Origin of the sequence: Paractinoplanes deccanensis (assembly GCF_016862115.1) — a bacterium.
In the GTDB taxonomy this organism is placed as follows: Bacteria; Actinomycetota; Actinomycetes; order Mycobacteriales; family Micromonosporaceae; genus Actinoplanes; species Actinoplanes deccanensis.
The window spans coordinates 18,866-36,259 of sequence record NZ_BOMI01000041.1 but is presented as its reverse complement, the minus strand read 5'-3'; the positions used below and the strand labels follow the sequence as shown (position 1 = coordinate 36,259).

At 72.2% G+C, this 17,394-nt stretch carries 17 protein-coding genes and 1 pseudogene; 9 read left to right on the top strand and 9 right to left on the bottom strand.

Annotated features, from left to right (window positions below):
- Window positions 1–55: 55 nt before the first annotated feature.
- From Ade02nite_RS12515 to Ade02nite_RS12505, 3 genes are all read right to left on the bottom strand, one after another.
- Window positions 56–1,339 carry an MFS transporter gene (locus Ade02nite_RS12515; protein WP_203761778.1) on the bottom strand — a complete coding sequence of 428 codons (1,284 nt, stop codon included), beginning with the start codon at window positions 1,337–1,339 and terminating at the stop codon, window positions 56–58.
- Between the two features lie 61 nt (window positions 1,340–1,400).
- Window positions 1,401–1,979 carry an isochorismatase family protein gene (locus Ade02nite_RS12510; protein ID WP_203761777.1) on the bottom strand — a complete coding sequence of 193 codons (579 nt, stop codon included), beginning with the start codon at window positions 1,977–1,979 and terminating at the stop codon, window positions 1,401–1,403.
- Window positions 1,976–3,262, bottom strand: a complete 1,287-nt coding sequence (locus Ade02nite_RS12505; RefSeq protein WP_203761776.1) for a nicotinate phosphoribosyltransferase — start codon at window positions 3,260–3,262, stop codon at window positions 1,976–1,978. Before Ade02nite_RS12505 ends, Ade02nite_RS12510 begins: the two co-directional genes overlap by 4 nt.
- A gap of 105 nt (window positions 3,263–3,367) precedes the next feature.
- Here Ade02nite_RS12505 and clpS point away from each other — a divergent pair, with 105 nt between their 5' ends.
- The 5 genes and pseudogenes from clpS to Ade02nite_RS12480 all read left to right on the top strand — a co-directional run bounded on the left by clpS (window position 3,368) and on the right by Ade02nite_RS12480 (window position 6,061).
- Window positions 3,368–3,658: an ATP-dependent Clp protease adapter ClpS gene (clpS, locus tag Ade02nite_RS12500; RefSeq protein WP_203761775.1), complete on the top strand. Its 291-nt coding sequence runs from the start codon at window positions 3,368–3,370 to the stop codon at window positions 3,656–3,658.
- A gap of 19 nt (window positions 3,659–3,677) precedes the next feature.
- The gene (locus Ade02nite_RS12495) at window positions 3,678–4,178 is read left to right on the top strand and encodes a DUF2017 domain-containing protein (RefSeq protein WP_203761774.1); all 501 of its coding nucleotides are present in this window, start codon (window positions 3,678–3,680) and stop codon (window positions 4,176–4,178) included.
- A 47-nt stretch (window positions 4,179–4,225) separates the two neighbouring features.
- Window positions 4,226–4,716, top strand: a pseudogene (locus tag Ade02nite_RS12490) (M67 family metallopeptidase).
- Window positions 4,717–4,775: 59 nt separating this feature from the next.
- Complete coding sequence (locus Ade02nite_RS12485; protein WP_203761772.1) at window positions 4,776–5,090, top strand: MoaD family protein; 315 nt, start codon at window positions 4,776–4,778, stop codon at window positions 5,088–5,090.
- 5 nt (window positions 5,091–5,095) lie between these two features.
- Window positions 5,096–6,061: a PLP-dependent cysteine synthase family protein gene (locus Ade02nite_RS12480; protein WP_203761771.1), complete on the top strand. Its 966-nt coding sequence runs from the start codon at window positions 5,096–5,098 to the stop codon at window positions 6,059–6,061.
- Here Ade02nite_RS12480 and Ade02nite_RS12475 read toward each other — a convergent pair.
- Entirely contained in the window at window positions 6,058–6,468 is a 411-nt protein-coding gene (locus tag Ade02nite_RS12475) for a hypothetical protein (protein WP_203761770.1), read from the bottom strand. The two genes, Ade02nite_RS12480 and Ade02nite_RS12475, sit on opposite strands and share 4 nt — an antisense overlap.
- Window positions 6,469–6,728: 260 nt before the next feature.
- On the opposite strand from Ade02nite_RS12475, the gene Ade02nite_RS12470 reads away from it, so the two are divergent.
- The 4 genes from Ade02nite_RS12470 (at window position 6,729) to rdgB (ending at window position 10,225) form a co-directional block, all read left to right on the top strand.
- The gene (locus Ade02nite_RS12470; RefSeq protein ID WP_203761769.1) at window positions 6,729–7,475 is read left to right on the top strand and encodes an MBL fold metallo-hydrolase; all 747 of its coding nucleotides are present in this window, start codon (window positions 6,729–6,731) and stop codon (window positions 7,473–7,475) included.
- 69 nt (window positions 7,476–7,544) lie between these two features.
- Window positions 7,545–8,759 (top strand): glycosyltransferase, encoded by a 1,215-nt coding sequence (locus Ade02nite_RS12465; RefSeq protein ID WP_203761768.1) that lies wholly within the window; start codon window positions 7,545–7,547, stop codon window positions 8,757–8,759.
- A 126-nt stretch (window positions 8,760–8,885) separates the two neighbouring features.
- Window positions 8,886–9,614, top strand: coding sequence for a ribonuclease PH (rph, locus tag Ade02nite_RS12460; protein ID WP_203761767.1), 729 nt, complete (start codon window positions 8,886–8,888; stop codon window positions 9,612–9,614).
- Window positions 9,611–10,225, top strand: a complete 615-nt coding sequence (gene rdgB, locus Ade02nite_RS12455) for an RdgB/HAM1 family non-canonical purine NTP pyrophosphatase (protein ID WP_203761766.1) — start codon at window positions 9,611–9,613, stop codon at window positions 10,223–10,225. Before rph ends, rdgB begins: the two co-directional genes overlap by 4 nt.
- Before the next feature lie 33 nt (window positions 10,226–10,258).
- Here rdgB and hutH read toward each other — a convergent pair whose 3' ends face one another.
- From hutH to hutU, 5 genes are all read right to left on the bottom strand, one after another.
- Window positions 10,259–11,794 (bottom strand): histidine ammonia-lyase, encoded by a 1,536-nt coding sequence (hutH, locus tag Ade02nite_RS12450; protein ID WP_203761765.1) that lies wholly within the window; start codon window positions 11,792–11,794, stop codon window positions 10,259–10,261.
- Entirely contained in the window at window positions 11,791–12,942 is a 1,152-nt protein-coding gene (hutI, locus tag Ade02nite_RS12445) for an imidazolonepropionase (RefSeq protein WP_203761764.1), read from the bottom strand. The genes hutH and hutI overlap by 4 nt, the downstream gene beginning before the upstream one ends.
- Window positions 12,939–14,477, bottom strand: a complete 1,539-nt coding sequence (locus tag Ade02nite_RS49210; RefSeq protein WP_239168714.1) for a formimidoylglutamate deiminase — start codon at window positions 14,475–14,477, stop codon at window positions 12,939–12,941. The genes hutI and Ade02nite_RS49210 overlap by 4 nt, the downstream gene beginning before the upstream one ends.
- Window positions 14,478–14,587: 110 nt before the next feature.
- Window positions 14,588–15,760, bottom strand: a complete 1,173-nt coding sequence (locus tag Ade02nite_RS12430; RefSeq protein ID WP_203761763.1) for an allantoate amidohydrolase — start codon at window positions 15,758–15,760, stop codon at window positions 14,588–14,590.
- On the bottom strand, window positions 15,757–17,394 hold the full coding sequence (gene hutU / locus Ade02nite_RS12425; RefSeq protein ID WP_203761762.1) for a urocanate hydratase: 1,638 nt from the start codon (window positions 17,392–17,394) through the stop codon (window positions 15,757–15,759). Before hutU ends, Ade02nite_RS12430 begins: the two co-directional genes overlap by 4 nt.

Here is a 17,394-nt window from a genome sequence, read left to right as displayed (position 1 = left end):
TGGCGCTGGGTGCCGGGCGGGCGTCGGGGGTTGCAGCGTTGGGTGCCGGGCCGCGTCAGGGGTGGGTGGCGGGCGCGCGAATGTCGTCGGCGGTGGCGGGGAAGTCGGAGGTCTGGTCGGTGGAGGCCGGGACGTCGGTGGGCTCTGGGGTCTCCGGGGCGGGGGTGGCTGTGCGGCGGTGGCGTAGCTCGGCGGGGAGGACCAGGAGGGCGATCGCCGCGCCGACGCCGCCGACGGCTACGAAGCCCCATGGTGGGGACAGGGTGTCGGCGGCCAGGCCGGCCAAAGGGCCGCCCAGGGCCACGCCGACGGTGAGGGCCGAGTTGTGCAGGCCCATGGCTTCGCCTCGGGCGGCGGCGGGGGTCATGCGGCTGATCGCGTCGGCGCTGGAGGTGATCAGGGGGGCGCAGAGGGCGCCGGCGGGGATCAGCAGGAGGGCGACCAGCCACCAGTGTGCGGAGCCCAGGCTGACGACGGCGGTGGCCACGGCCATGGGGGCCAGGATGGCGATCGGCGGGAGGCCGCGGCGGATCGTGCCGTAGGCGAAGCCGCCGAGCAGGGAGTAGAACGCCCACAGCGTCATCACCAGGCCGGTCCAGCCGAGCTCGCCGTTCTCGCGGAGGACGGCCACCACCGTGACATCCGTGCCCGCCAGGACGACGGTGGCCGCCGAGGTGATGGCCAGGACGGCGACGAAGCGCGGCGTCAGCCAGCTGCGGCGGGGGACGCGCTCGCCGGACTCGATGGAGGCCTCGTGCGCGGCGCGGACCGGCGGGTTGAGCAGCCAGAGGCCCACGCCGGAGACCAGGATGCCGGCGCCGATGGTGAGCATCGCCCAGCGCGCGCCCGCGCTCGTGGCGATCAGGACGCCCAGCGCGGGGCCGGTCATGAAGCTCAGCTCGGTGGTGATCGAGTCGAGGGCGAAGGCGGGCAGCCGCTGCGACTCGGGCGTCATCGCCGCGATCGCCTGGCGGGCGACCGAGAACGCCGGCAGGGCCAGGAAGCCGCCGACCAGGGCCAGGACGAGCAGGATCCAGAACGGCACGGCCTGCGCCAGCGACCAGAACAGGACCTCGGCGATCGTGGTCAGCACGAGCACCGGACGCAGCCCGCGCCGGTCGATGAGGCGGCCCATGACCGGCGCGCCGACCGAACCGCCGATGGTGAACGCGGCGCCGATGAGGCCGGCCGCGCCGTAACCCCGGTGGAGGTCGTCGACCACGTGCAGCGTGAGGGTGACCGCGCCGGCGGCGATCGGGATGCGCGCCAGCGTGGCCACCACCAGCAGCGACTTGATGCCGGGCAGGGCTAGGGTCTCGCGGTAAGGCTTGAGCAGCATGTCGATCCTGACCTCCGGGGCACATCCTGCCCCGGGGGTACGACAAAAAACCAACCGCTGATCAGGTGGAGACGACCGGTGTGCCCGTTGTCTCAATCGAGGCGGTACGGAACTCCTGCAGCGCCGCGGCCGTCGTGCCCTCGGCCACGCCGGCGGTCAGCTCCAGCAGCACGGTCGTCGCGAACCCTTCGGCCTTCGCGTCGAGCGCCGTCGCCCGTACACAATGATCTGTGGCGATGCCGACCAGCTCGACCTCGGTCACGCCCCGTGAGCGCAGCCAGGTCGCGAGGGTCTCGCCGTCGTCCGTGTGGCCCTCGAAGCCCGAGTAGGCCGCCTGGTGTTCGCCCTTGTGGAAGACGGCCTCGATGCGGTCGGTGGCGAGCTCGGGGTGGAACTCGGCCCCGTCGGACCCGACCACGCAGTGTGCCGGCCACGAGTCGACGTAGTCGGGGTGATCGCTGAAGTGCTTGCCCGGGTCGATGTGCCAGTCCTTGGTGGCGACCACGTGGTCCCACCGGGCGCCCGCCTTGCGCAGCACCAGCGAGATGCCGGCGGCCACCGCGGCGCCGCCCGCCACGGCCAGCGAGCCGCCCTCGCAGAAGTCGTTCTGGACGTCGACGATGATCAGGGCGCGTGTCACGGGACCCCCACGATGGTGACCGGAACGGCCGGGTCGCCGGCCGAGAGCTTCAGACCCTCCCACGGTATCGAGATCAGGCACTGGCGCAGATGTTCGCGGGATTCCCGCAGCGGCGGGATCTCGGCGATCTCGCCGGCCACGACGAACGAGCGCTGGAGGAGCCGGTCGTTCGGGGCGTGATCGGGCACCCCCTGGGACACGATGATCTCGTCGGTGGCGGTGCCCGTGGGCTTGTGGCGCCGGACCGCGGTCTTGCGGCCGCCGACGGTCGCCTTGTTCTCGGAGCGCTTGACGACGGGGCGGCCCTCGACCTCGACCAGCTTGTAGACCAGGCCGGCGGTGGGCGCGCCCGAGCCGGTGACGACAGCGGTGCCCGCGCCGTACATGTCGACGGGCTCGGCGGCGAGCGCCGCGATGGCGTACTCGTCCATGTCGCCCGAGACAACGATCTTGGTCTCGGTGGCGCCCAGGGAGTCGAGCAGCTCGCGGGAGTGCTGGGCCAGCACCGACAGGTCGCCCGAGTCGATGCGGACGGCGCGCAGGTCGGGGCCGGCCACGGCGATCGCGTTGCGGATGCCCTGGGCGATGTCGTACGTGTCGACCAGCAGTGTCGTGTTCTTGCCGAGCGCGGCGACCTGGGACGCGAACGCCGCCGGCTCGTCGTCGTGCAGCAGCGTGAACGCGTGCGCGGACGTGCCGGTCGTGGGAATGCCGTAGCGAGCGCCGGCGGCGAGGTTGGAGGTCGAGGCGAAGCCCGCCAGATAGGCCGCGCGCGCCGCCGCCACGGCCGAGTCCTCGTGCGTGCGCCGGGAGCCCATCTCGATGATCGGGCGCCCGCGCGCCGCCGTGACCATGCGCGCGGCCGCCGAGGCGACGGCCGAGTCGTGGTTGAGCACCGAGAGGATCAACGTCTCGAGCACCACGCACTCGGCGAACGAGCCGGACACCGTCATGATCGGCGAGCCGGGGAAGAAGAGCTCGCCCTCCGCGTACCCGTCGATGTCGCCGTGGAAGCGGTAGCTCGCCAGCCAGGCGGCGGTGGCCTCGTCGACGATGCCCGCCTCGCGCAGGAAGGCGACCTCGGCCTCGCTGAACCGGAAGTCGCGGATCAGCTCCATCAGGCGCCCGGGGCCGGCCACCACGCCGTACCGCCGGCCGCCCGGCAGCCGGCGGGCGAAGACCTCGAAGACGCACTGGCGGTCGGCCGTGCCGTCCTTGAGCGCGGCGCTGACCATCGTCAGCTCGTACTGATCGGTCAGCAGCGCGGGGGCGAAGGTGTTCACGACCCCACCCTATTGCGCCGGACGGCCCCTTACGAACCAGCCGCTGACCTGCGGTTCGGCGTTCCGGTTCACCGATGCGGCGAAACCGGTGGCAACATGGGGGGCATGGCGTTGCCTCAGGTTGCTCCCGTCGAGACGCCGGAGATCGAAGAAGCACCGGCCGACGACCGGCCGTGGGTGACCATCGTCTGGGACGATCCGGTCAACCTCATGTCGTACGTGACCTGGGTTTTTCAGAAGCTCTTCGGTTACAGCAAGGAGAAGGCCGAGGCCTTGATGCTGGACGTGCACACCAAGGGCAAGGCCGTGGTGAGCACCGGTGCGCGCGAGCGCATGGAGATGGACGCCAACCAGCTGCACGGATACGGTCTCTGGGCGACGGTGGACCGGGCCTGAACACCGCGGGAGAGGGCAGATGTTCCGACGCAACGGCAGCCAGTGTGTGGCCACGTTCGCGGTCGACGAGGTGCGCGTGCTGCGCAAGGTCGCCGGGGAGGTGGTCGGTCTGCTGACCGACGGCATGGATCACGGCGACCCCGTGGTGTCACGCCTGTTCCCCGACATCTATCCGGACCGCCCCGACGACTCGGCCGAGTTCCGCCTCTACACCGAGGGCGAGCTCAAGACCGGCAAGATCGACCAGGCGGGTGCGATCCTCGCGGCCCTTCCGGACGAGGGCGAGGGAGAGGTACGCCTCGACGGCGAGGCCGCCGAGGCGTGGCTGCGCGCGATCAACGACGCCCGGCTGGCGATGGGCACCCGGCTCGACATCCGGGCCGACACCGATCTCGGTGAGGAGCTCGACGAGGCGGTGCTGCACGACCCGGGTTCCAGCCGCGTCTTCCAGCTGAGCGTGTACGCGTACCTGGGATATCTCCAGGAGTCCCTGCTCAACGCGCTGCCGGAGATCGAGTGACCGCTGCCACGCTGGGCCCCGGGAAATCTCACGGTAATGTGAACGACGTGCTGACCATCGACAGCGCGATCGTCGACGCGATCGTCGCCCACGCCCGCCGGGACCACCCCGACGAGGCCTGCGGCGTGGTCGCCGGCCCGATCGGCAGCGACCTGCCGGCCCGGCTCATCCCGATGGACAACGCCGCGCGCTCGATGACGTTCTACGAGTTCGACTCCATGGAGCAGCTGCGCGTCTGGCGCGAGATGGACGACAACGACGAGGAGCCGGTGGTCATCTACCACTCCCACACGGCCACCGAGGCCTATCCGTCGCGCACGGACATCTCCTTCGCCGGCGAGCCCGGCGCGCATTATCTGCTCGTCTCCACCCGCGAGCCCGACTCGGAAGAGATCCGGTCGTTCCGCATAGTGGACGGCGTGGTGACCGAAGAAGAGATCAACATCGTGGATGCGACGGTGGACGCGTGATTGCGAGCGCTGTGCAGTCGTACATGTTCGGGCAGAGCCCGGTGTCGGTCTTCTACGAGTGTCGCTGACGACCTCGTTCAGAAGACCCTGCCCTCAGTTCGTATCTTCCTTTGGAGCATTCACCGTCATGGCTATCGAAGTTCGCGTTCCGACCATCCTGCGCAGCTACACCGGTGGCGCCAAGACCGTCGAGGGGTCCGGCGCGACCCTCACCGCGCTGATCGACGACCTGGACGCCAAGCACAACGGCCTCAAGGGCCGGCTGATCACCCCCGAGGGTGGCCTGCACCGGTTCGTCAACATCTACGTGAACGATGAGGACGTCCGCTTCCTCGGCGCGCTCGACGCCAAGCTCAGCGACGGTGACTCGATCACCATCCTGCCCGCCGTGGCCGGCGGCGCCCTGGGCTTCGCGGCGGCGGCCGCGCTTCTGGGCCGCTAACCGTCATGGCTCGCTATGAGAGCCTCCTCGACGCCTGCGGGGGCACGCCGCTGGTCGGCCTGCCCCGCTTGTCCCCGGCGGTGCCCGAAGGGGCGCCGCCGGTGCGGCTCTGGGCCAAGCTCGAGGATCGCAACCCCACCGGCAGCATCAAGGACCGCCCGGCGCTCTACATGGTGCGCGAGGCCGAGGAGTCGGGCCACCTGCGCCCGGGCGACACCATCCTCGAGCCGACCAGCGGCAACACCGGCATCTCGCTGGCCATGGTGGCCAAGCTGCGCGGCTACCGCCTGGTCTGCGTGATGCCCGAGAACGTCTCGGCCGAGCGGGTCCAGCTGCTCCGCATGTACGGCGCGGAGATCATCTTTTCGCCCGCGGCCGGCGGCTCCAACCAGGCGGTGGCGACCGCCAAGCAGATCGCGGCCGAGCACCCCGACTGGAAGATGCTGTTCCAGTACGGCAACGCGGCCAACGCCCGCGCGCACTTCGAGACCACCGGTCCCGAGCTGCTGCACGACCTGCCCACCATCACCCACTTCGTGGCCGGCCTCGGCACCACGGGCACCCTGATGGGCACCGGGCGCTTCCTCAAGGAAAAGGTCGAGGGCATCCAGATCGTCGCGGCCGAGCCGCGGTACGGCGAGCTGGTGTACGGCCTGCGCAACATCGACGAGGGCTACGTGCCCGAGCTGTACGACGCCTCGGTGCTCGACCGGCGCTTCTCGGTCGGCACTCGCGACGCCGTGCTGCGGACCCGTCAGCTCGTCGAGGTCGAGGGCATCTTCGCCGGCTTCTCCAGCGGCGCGATCCTGCACGCGGCCCTCGCGGTCGCCCACGAGGCGGTCAAGGCCGGCAAGCGCGCCGACGTCGCCTTCGTGATCGCCGACGGCGGCTGGAAATACCTGTCCACCGGCGCCTACGGCGGCACCCTCAACGACGCCGAAGAGGCCCTCGAGGGCCAGCTCTGGGCCTAATACAGGGCCGCGATCAGCACGTCGATCGCGAGTGGCACGGTCGCGCAGCCGAGCAAAAGCCACGGAAGGGCCGGGCGGTGGATCGAGAGGAACGAGCCCACCGCCAGTCCGACGCTGATCAGTCCGAAAAGGGTCAGCACCGGCACGTACCAGAAGTCGGCGCCACCCAGCACGGTGACAAATGCGCGGACGCCGACGCCCACGCCGGCGAGGCCGAGCGCCGCCGCGTAGAGCGACAGAATCAGCAGCCGAGCCGTTCCCGGCGCGGGATCATCCGGCGCCGGGAAGCGAAAGAGCGTTTCGTTATCACCGATTCCGTGCGGAGCCGGTGTAATCTCCCACCCACCGAACGGCATGATTTCCGCCGCCTCGGTCTGCGTGGGGCGGCTCCTCTCGGCCGTGGTCACGCTGCCTCCGCCTGTTCGTCCTCAGTTGTCCTCACTTTGTGCAACGCAAAGGACTGACCGGACGTAACGGGAATCGCGGTAATGGCCGAGGTCACGGGCGGTGTGATGTACGTTGTCGATTTAGCGACAAATCGATCAGACGTTTACATGGTGCGCAGGTCCCGGCGTACGCTTCGCTCCGTGATTGACTGGTCTGACGACTCCAGCACGGACCGGTCGGGCGGGGCGTGTACGACCCAGCGTGAGCCAGAGGGACCCGCATGCGACTGACCGTTCTCGGCTGTGCCGGCAGTTTTCCCGGCCCCGAGTCGGCTTGTTCCGCCTATCTCGTCGAGGCTGAGGGCTTCCGGCTGCTGATCGATTTCGGCTCGGGTTCGCTCTCCGCTCTTCAGCGCTACTCGGACATGAACAAGATCGACGCCATCGTCCTCACCCATCTGCACTGCGACCACGTGCTGGACGCCTGCACGTACATCGTGGTGCGCCGCTACGACCCGTCGGGCGCGCTGCCGCCGGTGCCGGTCTATGCCCCCCTCGGCGCCGCCGAGCGCATCTCCTCGGCGTACAGCCAGGAGAACGAGGCGATCGACGACGTGTACACCTTCTACGGTCTCCAGCCCGGCACCTTCCCGATCGGCCCGTTCTCGGTCACTGTCGACCGGGTCAATCACCCGGTGGAGACCTATGGGGTGCGGATCGAGCACGGTGGGCGCGTGCTTGCCTACTCTTCGGACACGGCGCCCTGCGAGTCGCTGCTGCGACTCGCCGCCGGCGCAGATCTTTTTCTGTGTGAGGCGAGTTACGCCGACGGGGTCGAGAACCCTCCCGGCCTGCACCTGACCGGCCGCGAGGCGGGCGAGGCGGCGACCAAGGCGGACGTCGGGCGGTTGCTGCTGACACATCTGGTGCCCGCGTGGGTCTCGGAGGCATCTATTGTGGATGCCGCGGTGGCCGCATTTGCGGGACCGGTTGAGGTCGTGCGCCCGGGTGCCCGTTACGATCTCTAGGCCCGCGACCGGGGCGGGGGACGGTCCGAGCGCGAGAGCACCCGTGGATAGTGATCTTGGAGTTGTTGCATGCGCATCGTTCGCCTGGCCAACTTCGTCACACCCCACACGGGGGGCCTGCGGACCGCACTCCGAAACCTCGGTGAGGGCTACCAGCGCGCCGGCCACGAGGCCGTGCTGGTCGTCCCCGGCCGTGAGCGCTCCGACAAGATGACGTCGCAGGGCCGCGTGATCACGCTGCCCAGCGCCCCGCTCCCGCGCACCGGCGGATATCGCGTGATGACCGGCCGCCGCGAGCTGGCCAAGCTCCTCGACAGCCTCGAGCCCGACCGCATCGAGGTCTCCGACCGCGCCACGCTGCGCTGGACGGGCACCTGGGCGCGGCAGCGCGGGGTCGGCTCGATCATGGTGTCGCACGAGAGCCTCGCCGGCCTGCTCGGCGTCTGGGGCATGCCCAAGCGCGACTCGCTGGCCGACAAGTTCAACCTGCGCACGGCCGAGCACTTCGACCAGATCGTCTGCACGACGTCCTTCGCCGCCGCCGAGTTTCGCCGCATCGGCGTGCCCAACCTGGTCGAGGTGCCGCTCGGCGTCGACCTGGACGCCTTCCACCCCAGCCGCGCCGACGAGGCCGTCCGCGCCCGCTACGCCCGGCCCGGCGAGCTGCTCGTCGCCTTTTGCAGCCGGCTCTCCGGCGTGAAGCGGCCCGAGCTGGCCGTGGACGCGCTCGCGGTGCTGCGCAACGACAAGGTGCCGGCGGTGCTGGCCGTGGCCGGAGACGGGGTGCGGCGCGCCGCGCTGGCCTATCGCGCGGCCCGCCTGCCCGTGCGTTTCGCCGGCCACATCTCCGACCGCTCGGCGGTGGCCGCATTGCTCGCGAGCGCCGACGTGGTGGTGGCGCCCGGGCCGGTCGAGACCTTTGGCCTGGCGGCACTGGAGGCCCTCGCCTGCGGCACGCCGGTCGTGGTCAACGAGTCGAGCGCGCTGCCCGAGGTGGTCGGCGACGCGGGCGTCGCGGTGCCCGGCACGCCCGAGGCCTTTGCCCAGGGCGTGCGCACCCTGATGGAGCGCCCTGAGGCGGAGCGGCGGGCCGCCGCGCGCGCCCGGGCCGAGAGCTTCGGCTGGCCGGCTGCGGTCGACGGCTTCCTGCGGGCGCACGGCGCCGTGCCCGACGTCGCGGTCGCGGGCGTCCCGGCCGGGTGGCAGCGGCCCGCCACGGTGCTGCGGCCGGCGGTGCCCCGGCCCGCGGCGGGGGAGCAGGCTTTCACGGGCTGGTTCGGCTAGGAGGTTCATGCCGTGCAGCCTGCCGCACGGGTGTGACGAAGCCGCGAGTTATCCACAGGCGCGCGGTTGTCCACAGGAGGCGGGGCGGCTGAGGCATGCCGAGGCCGCTGCGCATAAGGTTTGGGCATGGCACGACCCGACGGCCGAGCGGCCGACCAGCTGCGTCCCGTGACTCTCACCCGCAAATGGAGCATCCACCCCGAGGGATCGGTGCTCGTCGAGTTCGGCGACACCCGGGTGCTCTGCACGGCCAGCGTCACCGAGGGCGTTCCCCGGTGGCGCAAGGGCTCCGGCCTCGGCTGGGTCACGGCCGAATACGCGATGCTTCCCCGCGCCACCAACACGCGCGGCGACCGCGAGAGCCTCAAGGGCAAGGTCGGCGGCCGCACCCACGAGATCTCCCGCCTGATCGGGCGCAGCCTGCGCGCGTGCATCGATCTCAAGGCCCTCGGCGAGAACTCGATCGTCCTCGACTGCGACGTCCTCCAGGCCGACGGCGGCACCCGCACGGCGGCCATCACCGGCGCCTACGTCGCCCTCCACGACGCGGTCAACTGGCTGGCCGAGCGCAAGTCCCTGGCCGGCAAGGTCGAGAACGTCATGCACCGCTCGATCCAGGCGGTCAGCGTGGGCATCATCGACGGCGAGCCGCGGCTCGACCTGATGTATCTCGAGGACGTCGCCGCCGAGGTCGACATGAACGTGGTGGCCACCGGCGACGGCGACTTCGTCGAGGTGCAGGGCACAGGCGAGAACGGCGTGTTCCGCCGCGACCAGATGGACGCCCTGCTCGACCTCGCCCTGGCCGGCTGCGCCGACCTGGCCGCCGCCCAGCAGAAGGCGCTCGCCGCATGAGCGCCAAGCTGCTGCTCGCCACGGCGAACCAGAAGAAGCTCGTGGAGCTCCAGCGCATCCTCGACCTGGCGCTCGGCGCCAACCGGATCCAGCTGGTCGGCCTCGGCGACTTCGAGGGCTACCCCGACGTGCCCGAGACCGGCCTCACCTTCGGCGAAAATGCGCTGATCAAGGCGCGCGAGGGCGCGAAGCGCACCGGCCTGCCCACGGTGGCCGACGACTCGGGCATCACGGTCGACGCGCTCAACGGCATGCCCGGCGTCTTCAGCGCCCGCTGGTCCGGCACGCACGGCAACGACGACGCCAACCTCGACCTGCTGCTCGCCCAGATCAGCGACGTGGCCGACGAGCAGCGCGGCGGCGCCTTCGTCTGCGCCGCGGCGCTCGTGCTGCCCAACGGCCGCGAGCACCTCGTCGAGGGCCGCCAGACCGGCCGCATCCTGCGCTCCCGCCGCGGCGAGGGCGGTTTCGGCTACGACCCGATCTTCTTGGGCGACGGCCAGACCCGCACGAACGCCGAGCTGTCCCCCGCCGAGAAGGACGCCATCAGCCACCGCGGCAAGGCCTTCCGCGAGCTCTCCAAGGTCATCGCCAAGGAGCTGGCGGGCTAGCCTGCCGGGCGCTTCCGCGTTCGCGCGGGCCGGTTACAGCAGCGGGCCGGTGCTCTTCTCGATCTCCTCGCGGAGGGCTCGGCCGGCTACCACCGCGCGGGCCTGCTCCATGACCGGGGCCAGGAAGAGGTCGGGGCCCGGGGAGCCGGCGGCCGGGGCCAGGGCGGCCACGGCGGCGCGGCCGGCGGGTGACGGGGTCAGCGGGTGGCGCAGCTGGAGGCCCCGGACGGCGGAGAGCAGCTCGACGGCGAGCAGGCTGGTCAGGTTGTCGAGGACCGTGCGGAGCTTCTTCGCGGCGGCCCAGCCCATCGAGACGTGGTCCTCCTGCATGCCGCTCGTGGGGAGCGAGTCGACCGAGGCGGGGGCGGCGAGGCGCCGGTTCTCCGCGACGATGCCGGCGGCCGTGTACTGGGCGATCATCAGGCCGGAGTTGACGCCCGCGTCGGGGGAGAGGAACGGGGGCAGGTCGCGGGAGCGGGTCACGTCGAGCAGGCGGTCGACGCGGCGCTCGGCGATCGCGCCCACCTCGGCGGCGGCGATGGCCAGGAAGTCGGCGGCGAAACCCAGCGGGGCGCCGTGGAAGTTGCCCGTCGACTCGACCCGGCCGTCGGGCAGCACCACCGGGTTGTCCACGACCGAGACCAGCTCGCGGGCGGCCACCGACCGGACGAAGTCGAGGGTGTCCCGGGCCGCGCCCGCCACCTGCGGCGCGCAGCGCATCGAGTAGGCGTCCTGCACCGCGTGGGCCAGGTCGTCCCGGTGCGAGTCCATGATCGCCGACTGCTGGAGGAGCTTGAGGATGTTCGCGGCCGACGCCGTCTGACCCGGATGCGGGCGGATCTCGTGCAGCTCCGGCAGGAACGGGCGCTCCGAGCCGAGCATCGCCTCGATCGCCAGGGCCGCCGTCACGTCCGCGATCGCGAACAGGTGCTCGGCGTCCTCGATGGCCAGCAGCAGCATGCCGAGCATGCCGTCCGTGCCATTGATCAGCGCCAGGCCCTCCTTCGCCGCCAGCTCCAGGGGCCGCAGGCCCGCCGTGTGCAGCGCCTCCGCCGCCGACATGCGGGCGCCGTCCTTGCCGATCACCCAGCCCTCGCCGAGCAGCACGATCGCGCAGTGCGCCAGCGGCGCCAGGTCGCCCGACGCGCCCAGCGAGCCGTGCTCCGGCACCCACGGCGTGATGTCGTGGTTGAGCAGGTCGGCGAGCCCCTGCGCGAGCGCCGGCCGGACACCCGAACGGCCCAGCGCCAGCGAGCGCAGGCGCAGCAGCATCATGGCCCGCACGACCTCGCGCGGCATCGGCGCGCCGACCCCGGCCGCGTGCGAGCGGATCAGCGCGTGCTGGAGCTCGGCGCGCCGGGCCGGCTCGATGCGGGTGTTGGCGAGCGCGCCGAAGCCGGTCGACACGCCGTAGACGGGGCGGCCGGAAGCCTCGATCCGGTCGACGATGGCGCGGCTCGTGGCCATCGCCTCGACGGTGGACGGGGCGATCGTGACGCGCGCGTCGTGGCGTGCCACGGCGAGGACGTCGGCGGGGGTGACGCCGGTGGGCTGGACGATGACGGTCATTGCGGCACTCCGTCGTGCAGAACGGTCTTGATCAGGGGTACGCCCGGCCGGTAGGCCAGGTGCAGGTGGGACGGCGCGTCGAGCACCGTCAGGTCGGCCTTCGCGCCGGGGCGCAGCCGGCCCACGTCGTCGCGGCGCAGGGCGAGCGCACCGCCGGCCGTGGCCGCGTGCACCGCCTCCGCCGGGGTCATGCGCATGTCACGCACGGCCAGGGCGATGCAGAACGGCATCGAGCTCGTGTACGACGATCCGGGGTTGCAGTCGGTGGCGAGCGCGACGCGGACACCCGCGTCGATCAGCCGCCGCGCGTCGGGATAGGGCGAACGGGTCGAGAACTCGGCACCCGGCAGCAGCGTGGCCACCGTGTCCGAGCCGGCGAGGGCTGCCACGTCGGCGTCGCTCAGGTGGGTGCAGTGGTCGGCGCTCGCCGCGCCCAGCTCCACCGCGAGCCGCACGCCCGGCCCCTCGGCCAGCTGGTTCGCGTGCACCCGCAGCGACAGGCCGCGCTCGGCGCCCGCGGTCAGGATCGCGCGCGCCTGATCCCCGTCGAACGCGCCGCGATCACAAAAGACGTCGACCCATTTGCTGTACGGGGCACAGGCGTCCATCATCTCGCCGCGCACGAGGGCCACGTAGTCGTCCGCATCGTGCCCGGCCGGCACCACATGGGCACCGAGGAACGTGGTCTCCGCGGTCAGCGTGCGCGCCAGCCGCAGCGAGCGCGCCTCGTCGGCGACGGACAGCCCGTACCCGCTCTTGATCTCGATGGTGGTCGTGCCCTGCCGCCGCGCCTCGGCCACCAGGCGCGCGGCGTTGCGCAGCAGCTCGTCGTCGCTCGCCGCGCGGGTGGCGGCCACCGTCGTCCTGATGCCACCTCCCGTGTACGGGGAGCCGGCCATCCGCGCGCCGAACTCCTCGGCCCGGTCGCCCGCGAAGATCAGGTGCGCGTGACTGTCGACGAAGCCCGGCAGCACCGCGCCGCCGTCCGCGTCGATCCGCTCGTCGGCCGCCGGCGCCTCGCCGCGCGGGCCGATCCAGGCGATCCGGTCGCCCTCCACCACCACGGCCATGTCGCGCCGCAGCCCGAGCAGCCCGTCACCCTCGTCGTTGGTGACCAGCTCCCCGACGTTGTCGATCACCAGGCTCACGGCGTGCCCCCGAGCGGCGTGCCCCCGAGCGGCGCGTCCCGGAGCGGCGCGTCCTGGAGCGGCGCGTCCTGGAGCGGCGCGTCCTGGAGCGGCGCGTCCTGGAGCGGCGCGTCCTGGAGCGGCGCGTCCCGGAGCGGCGCGTCACCGAGCGACGTGCCCCCGAGCGGCGTGCCCCCGAACGGCGCGGCCCCGGCAGAGGACGGCGCCGAGGGGAGGAGGGCGGCGACGGCCGTCGTGAGAGCCGCCGGCACGTCCACGCTCACGTGCCGGCCGTCGGCGACGATCATGCGGCCGTCGGCCATCACGTGGGTCACGTCGGCCGCGGTCGCCCCGAAGAACGCCTGCGCCGGGTCGGCGCCGGCGGTGCGGACGCTGTCGAGGCGCACGCAGACCAGGTCGGCCCGGTTGCCCACCGCGATGGCGCCGGCGTCGTCCCAGCCCAGCGCCGTGTGCGCGGTCGCCGCCCCCAGCAGCTCGGCGGGGGAGAACCGGCCGCGACGCAGCCGGGAGACGCGCTCGTTCATCTCGAGGCCGCGGATCTCCTCGAACATGTCGATCACCGCGTGCCCGTCGCTGCCGAGGCTCAGCGGCGAGCCGTGCGCCGCCAGCTCGCCGGCCGGCCCGATGCCGTCGGCCAGGTCACGTTCGGTGGTGGGGCAGAGGCACACCCCGGTGCCGCTGCGGCCGAGCGCCTTGACGTCGCTGCCGGTGAGGTGGGTGGCGTGCACGGCCGTCGTGCCCGGCCCGAGCAGGCCGTGGCGCTCCAGCAACTCCGTCGGCGTGCAGCCGTGAACCGCTCGGCACTGCTCGTTCTCACCGGGCTGCTCCGACAGATGTACGTGAACCGGCCGCCCGCCGGCCCACGACGCGCCTCCCGCACCGTGCCCGGGCACCGCCCCGCCGCCGGCCCACGGCACCGCCCCGCCGCCGGCCCACGGCCCGGCTCCCGCACCGTGCCCGGGCACCGCCCCGCGGCCGGTCCACGGCCCGGCTCCCGCGCCGCGCGCCCACGCGGCCATCTCGCTGATCGCGGGTGCGGGCACCGCCCGTACCGAATGGACTGCCGCACCGATCCGGGCGTGCGGGGCGGCGGAGAGCTCAGCCACCCGCGCGGCCCAGCCGTCGAAGTCGCCGTCGCCGAAGCGGCGCTGGACGCCCTCCAGGGGAGCGCCGTCGACGCCCGCCGTCAGGTAGAGCGTGTCGAGCAGCGTGATCCGGATGCCGGCCTCGGCCGCCGCGGTGATCAGCGCGTGGCCCATGGCGTTGGGGTCGGCGTAGGGCGTGCCGTCGGGGGCGTGGTGCAGGTAGTGGAACTCGCCGACCGCCGTGATGCCGGCGAGCGCCATCTCGGCGTACACCGCTCGGGCCAGCGCGAGATAGGAGGACGGGTCCAGGCGCGCCGCGACCGCGTACATCGTGTCGCGCCAGGTCCAGAAGCTGCCGCCGTCACCGTGCGTACGGCCTCGCAGGGCCCTGTGGAACGCGTGCGAGTGGCTGTTGGCGAAGCCCGGCAGGACGAGCCCCGGAAGCTTCATATCGGGCGTTTTGTCCGAATCAAGCGAAGTAAATCGCCCGTCGGCCACCTCGATGCGAACGTCTCGCACAAGGTCGCCGCCGATCCAGGCGTACGAAGCGTGATAGACCGTCATGTCAGGTCCAGCAGGACCCGGGCCAGCGACTGGATCCCCTCGACGCAGTCCGCCTCCTCGGCGTGCTCGGCCGGCGAGTGCGACACCCCGGTCGGGTTGCGCACGAAGAGCATCGCCGTCGGCACGTGCGCGGACAGCACGCCCGCGTCGTGCCCGGCGCCCGTCGGCAGGATCGGCGCGTTGCCCAGCAGGTCCGAGATGCGCTCGGCCAGCGACGTCTCGAAGGACACCTCCGCGCTGAACGACTCGTTCGTCACCGACACCTCGACACCGTCGCGCGCCGCCCGGTCGTGCGCCCGCTTGATCACCGCCTCGACCAGCGTGTCGAGCGTGCCCGTCTCGGCCGCGCGGGCGTCCAGCCAGCCGCGCACCAGCGACGGGATCGCGTTCGTGGCGTTCGGCTCGGCCTCGACCCGGGCCATCGTCGCGTGCGCGCCCGCCAGCCGGGCCTCCTTGTTCGCCGCCAGCACCGTGTACGCGAAGGTCAGCATCGGGTCGCGCCGGTCCGCCATGCGCGTCGTGCCCGCGTGGTCGCCGTGCCCGGTGAAGTCGAACCGCCAGCGGCCGTGCGGCCAGATCGCGCTCGCCACCCCGACCGGCACCTCCAAGGCCCGGCCCTGCTCGATGTGCAGCTCGATCAGCGCGCCGATGCGGCTGGTCAGCCCCGGCAGCCGGCCCGCCGGGGTGGCGCCGAGCGCCTCGCCGAAGGTGATGCCCTCGCGGTCGGTCAGCGCGGCCGCGGTCTCCGGCTCGATCGCGCCGGTGAGCAGCCGCGACCCGAGGCACGGCAGCCCGAACCGGCCGCCCTCCTCGTCGACGAAGGCCACCACGGCGATCGGGCGGCGCGGCACGTGGCCGCGCCGGCGCAGCTCGTCGACGGCGAGGAAGCCGCTGACGATGCCGAGCGGCCCGTCGTACCCGCCGCCGTGCGGCACCGAGTCGAAGTGCGAGCCGGTCAGCACGGCGTCGTGCCCCCACTGGCCGCCCCACCAGGCGAACAGGTTGCCGTTGCCGTCGTCGGTCACCGGCATGTCGCGGCGGGCCGCCTGGTTGCGGAACCAGTCGCGCAGCACGAGCTCCGGCTCGTGCAGGGCGTACCGCTCGTAGCCGTTGGCCACCCGGCCGATCGGCGCGATCTCGTTCCAGAGCTCGGCGAAAGTAGCGCTCACTGTTTCTCTCTCATCGGGATGTGCACCTCGTCGGCGGCCTGCGACTCGTATCCGGCGTCCACGTGCCGGATGACGCCCATCCCAGGATCGTTGGTCAGGACCCGTTCGATCTTCTGACCGGCCAAAGCCGTGCCGTCGGCCACACAGACCTGGCCGGCGTGGATCGACCTGCCGATGCCCACGCCGCCGCCGTGGTGGATCGAGACCCAGCTCGCCCCGCTCGCCGTGTTGACCATGGCGTTCAGCAGGGGCCAGTCGGCGATGGCGTCCGAGCCGTCGAGCATGGCCTCGGTCTCGCGGTACGGGGAGGCGACCGACCCGGAGTCGAGGTGGTCCCGCCCGATCACGATGGGCGCGCTCAGCTCGCCGCGCGCGACCATGTCGTTGAACCGGACACCCGCGAGGTCGCGCTCGCCGTACCCCAGCCAGCAGATGCGGGCCGGCAGGCCCTGGAACGCCACCCGCTCGCCGGCCATCCGGATCCAGCGGGCCAGCGGCTCGTTGGCGGGGAAGAGGTCGAGGATCGCCTTGTCGGTCTTCGCGATGTCGGCCGGGTCGCCGGAGAGCGCGGCCCAGCGGAACGGGCCCTTGCCCTCGGCGAACAGGGGGCGGATGTACGCGGGCACGAAGCCCGGGAAGTCGAACGCGCGATCGTACCCGCCGAGCTTGGCCTCGCCCCGGATGCTGTTGCCGTAGTCGAAGACCTCGGCGCCGTTGTCCTGGAAGCCGACCATCGCCGCCACGTGCCGCGCCATGCTCGCGCGGGCCCGGTCGGTGAACTCCTCGGGCTTGGCCGCCGCGTACTCCTGGGCGTCGCCGAGATCCACGCCCACGGGCAGATAGCTCAGCGGGTCGTGCGCGCTGGTCTGGTCGGTGACGATGTCGATCTCGACGCCCTTGACCAGCAGCTCGGGGAAGACGACGGCCGCGTTGCCGACGACGCCGATGCTGACCGCCTTTCTGTCCCGCTTGGCGGCGAGAGCGCGGCTGACGGCGTCGTCCAGGTCGTCGGCGATCTCGTCCAGGTAGCGGGTCTGCACCCGGCGCTCCAGCCGCGAGCGGTCCACGTCGACGATCAGGCAGACGCCGCCGTTCATGGTCACCGCGAGCGGCTGCGCGCCGCCCATGCCGCCGCAGCCCGCGGTCAGCGTCAGGGTGCCGGCCAGGTCGCCGTTGAAGCGCTTGGCGGCCACCGCGGCGAACGTCTCGTACGTGCCCTGGAGGATGCCCTGCGTGCCGATGTAGATCCACGAGCCGGCGGTCATCTGCCCGTACATGGTCAGGCCCAGCTTCTCGAGCCGGCGGAACTCGGGCCAGGTCGCCCAGTCGCCCACGAGGTTGGAGTTGGCGATCAGCACGCGCGGCGCCCACTCGTGCGTCCGGAAGACACCGACCGGCCGCCCCGACTGCACGAGCAGCGTCTCGTCGCCCTTCAGCTCGTCGAGCTCGCGCACGATCGCGTGGAACGAGGGCCAGTCCCGCGCGGCCCGCCCCGTGCCGCCGTACACGACAAGGTCCTCGGGCCTCTCGGCCACGTCCGGGTCGAGGTTGTTCATCAACATGCGCTTGGCGGCCTCCTGCGGCCAGCCCTGCGCCGTGTACGCCGTACCGCGCGGCGCCCGGATCTCCGTCAT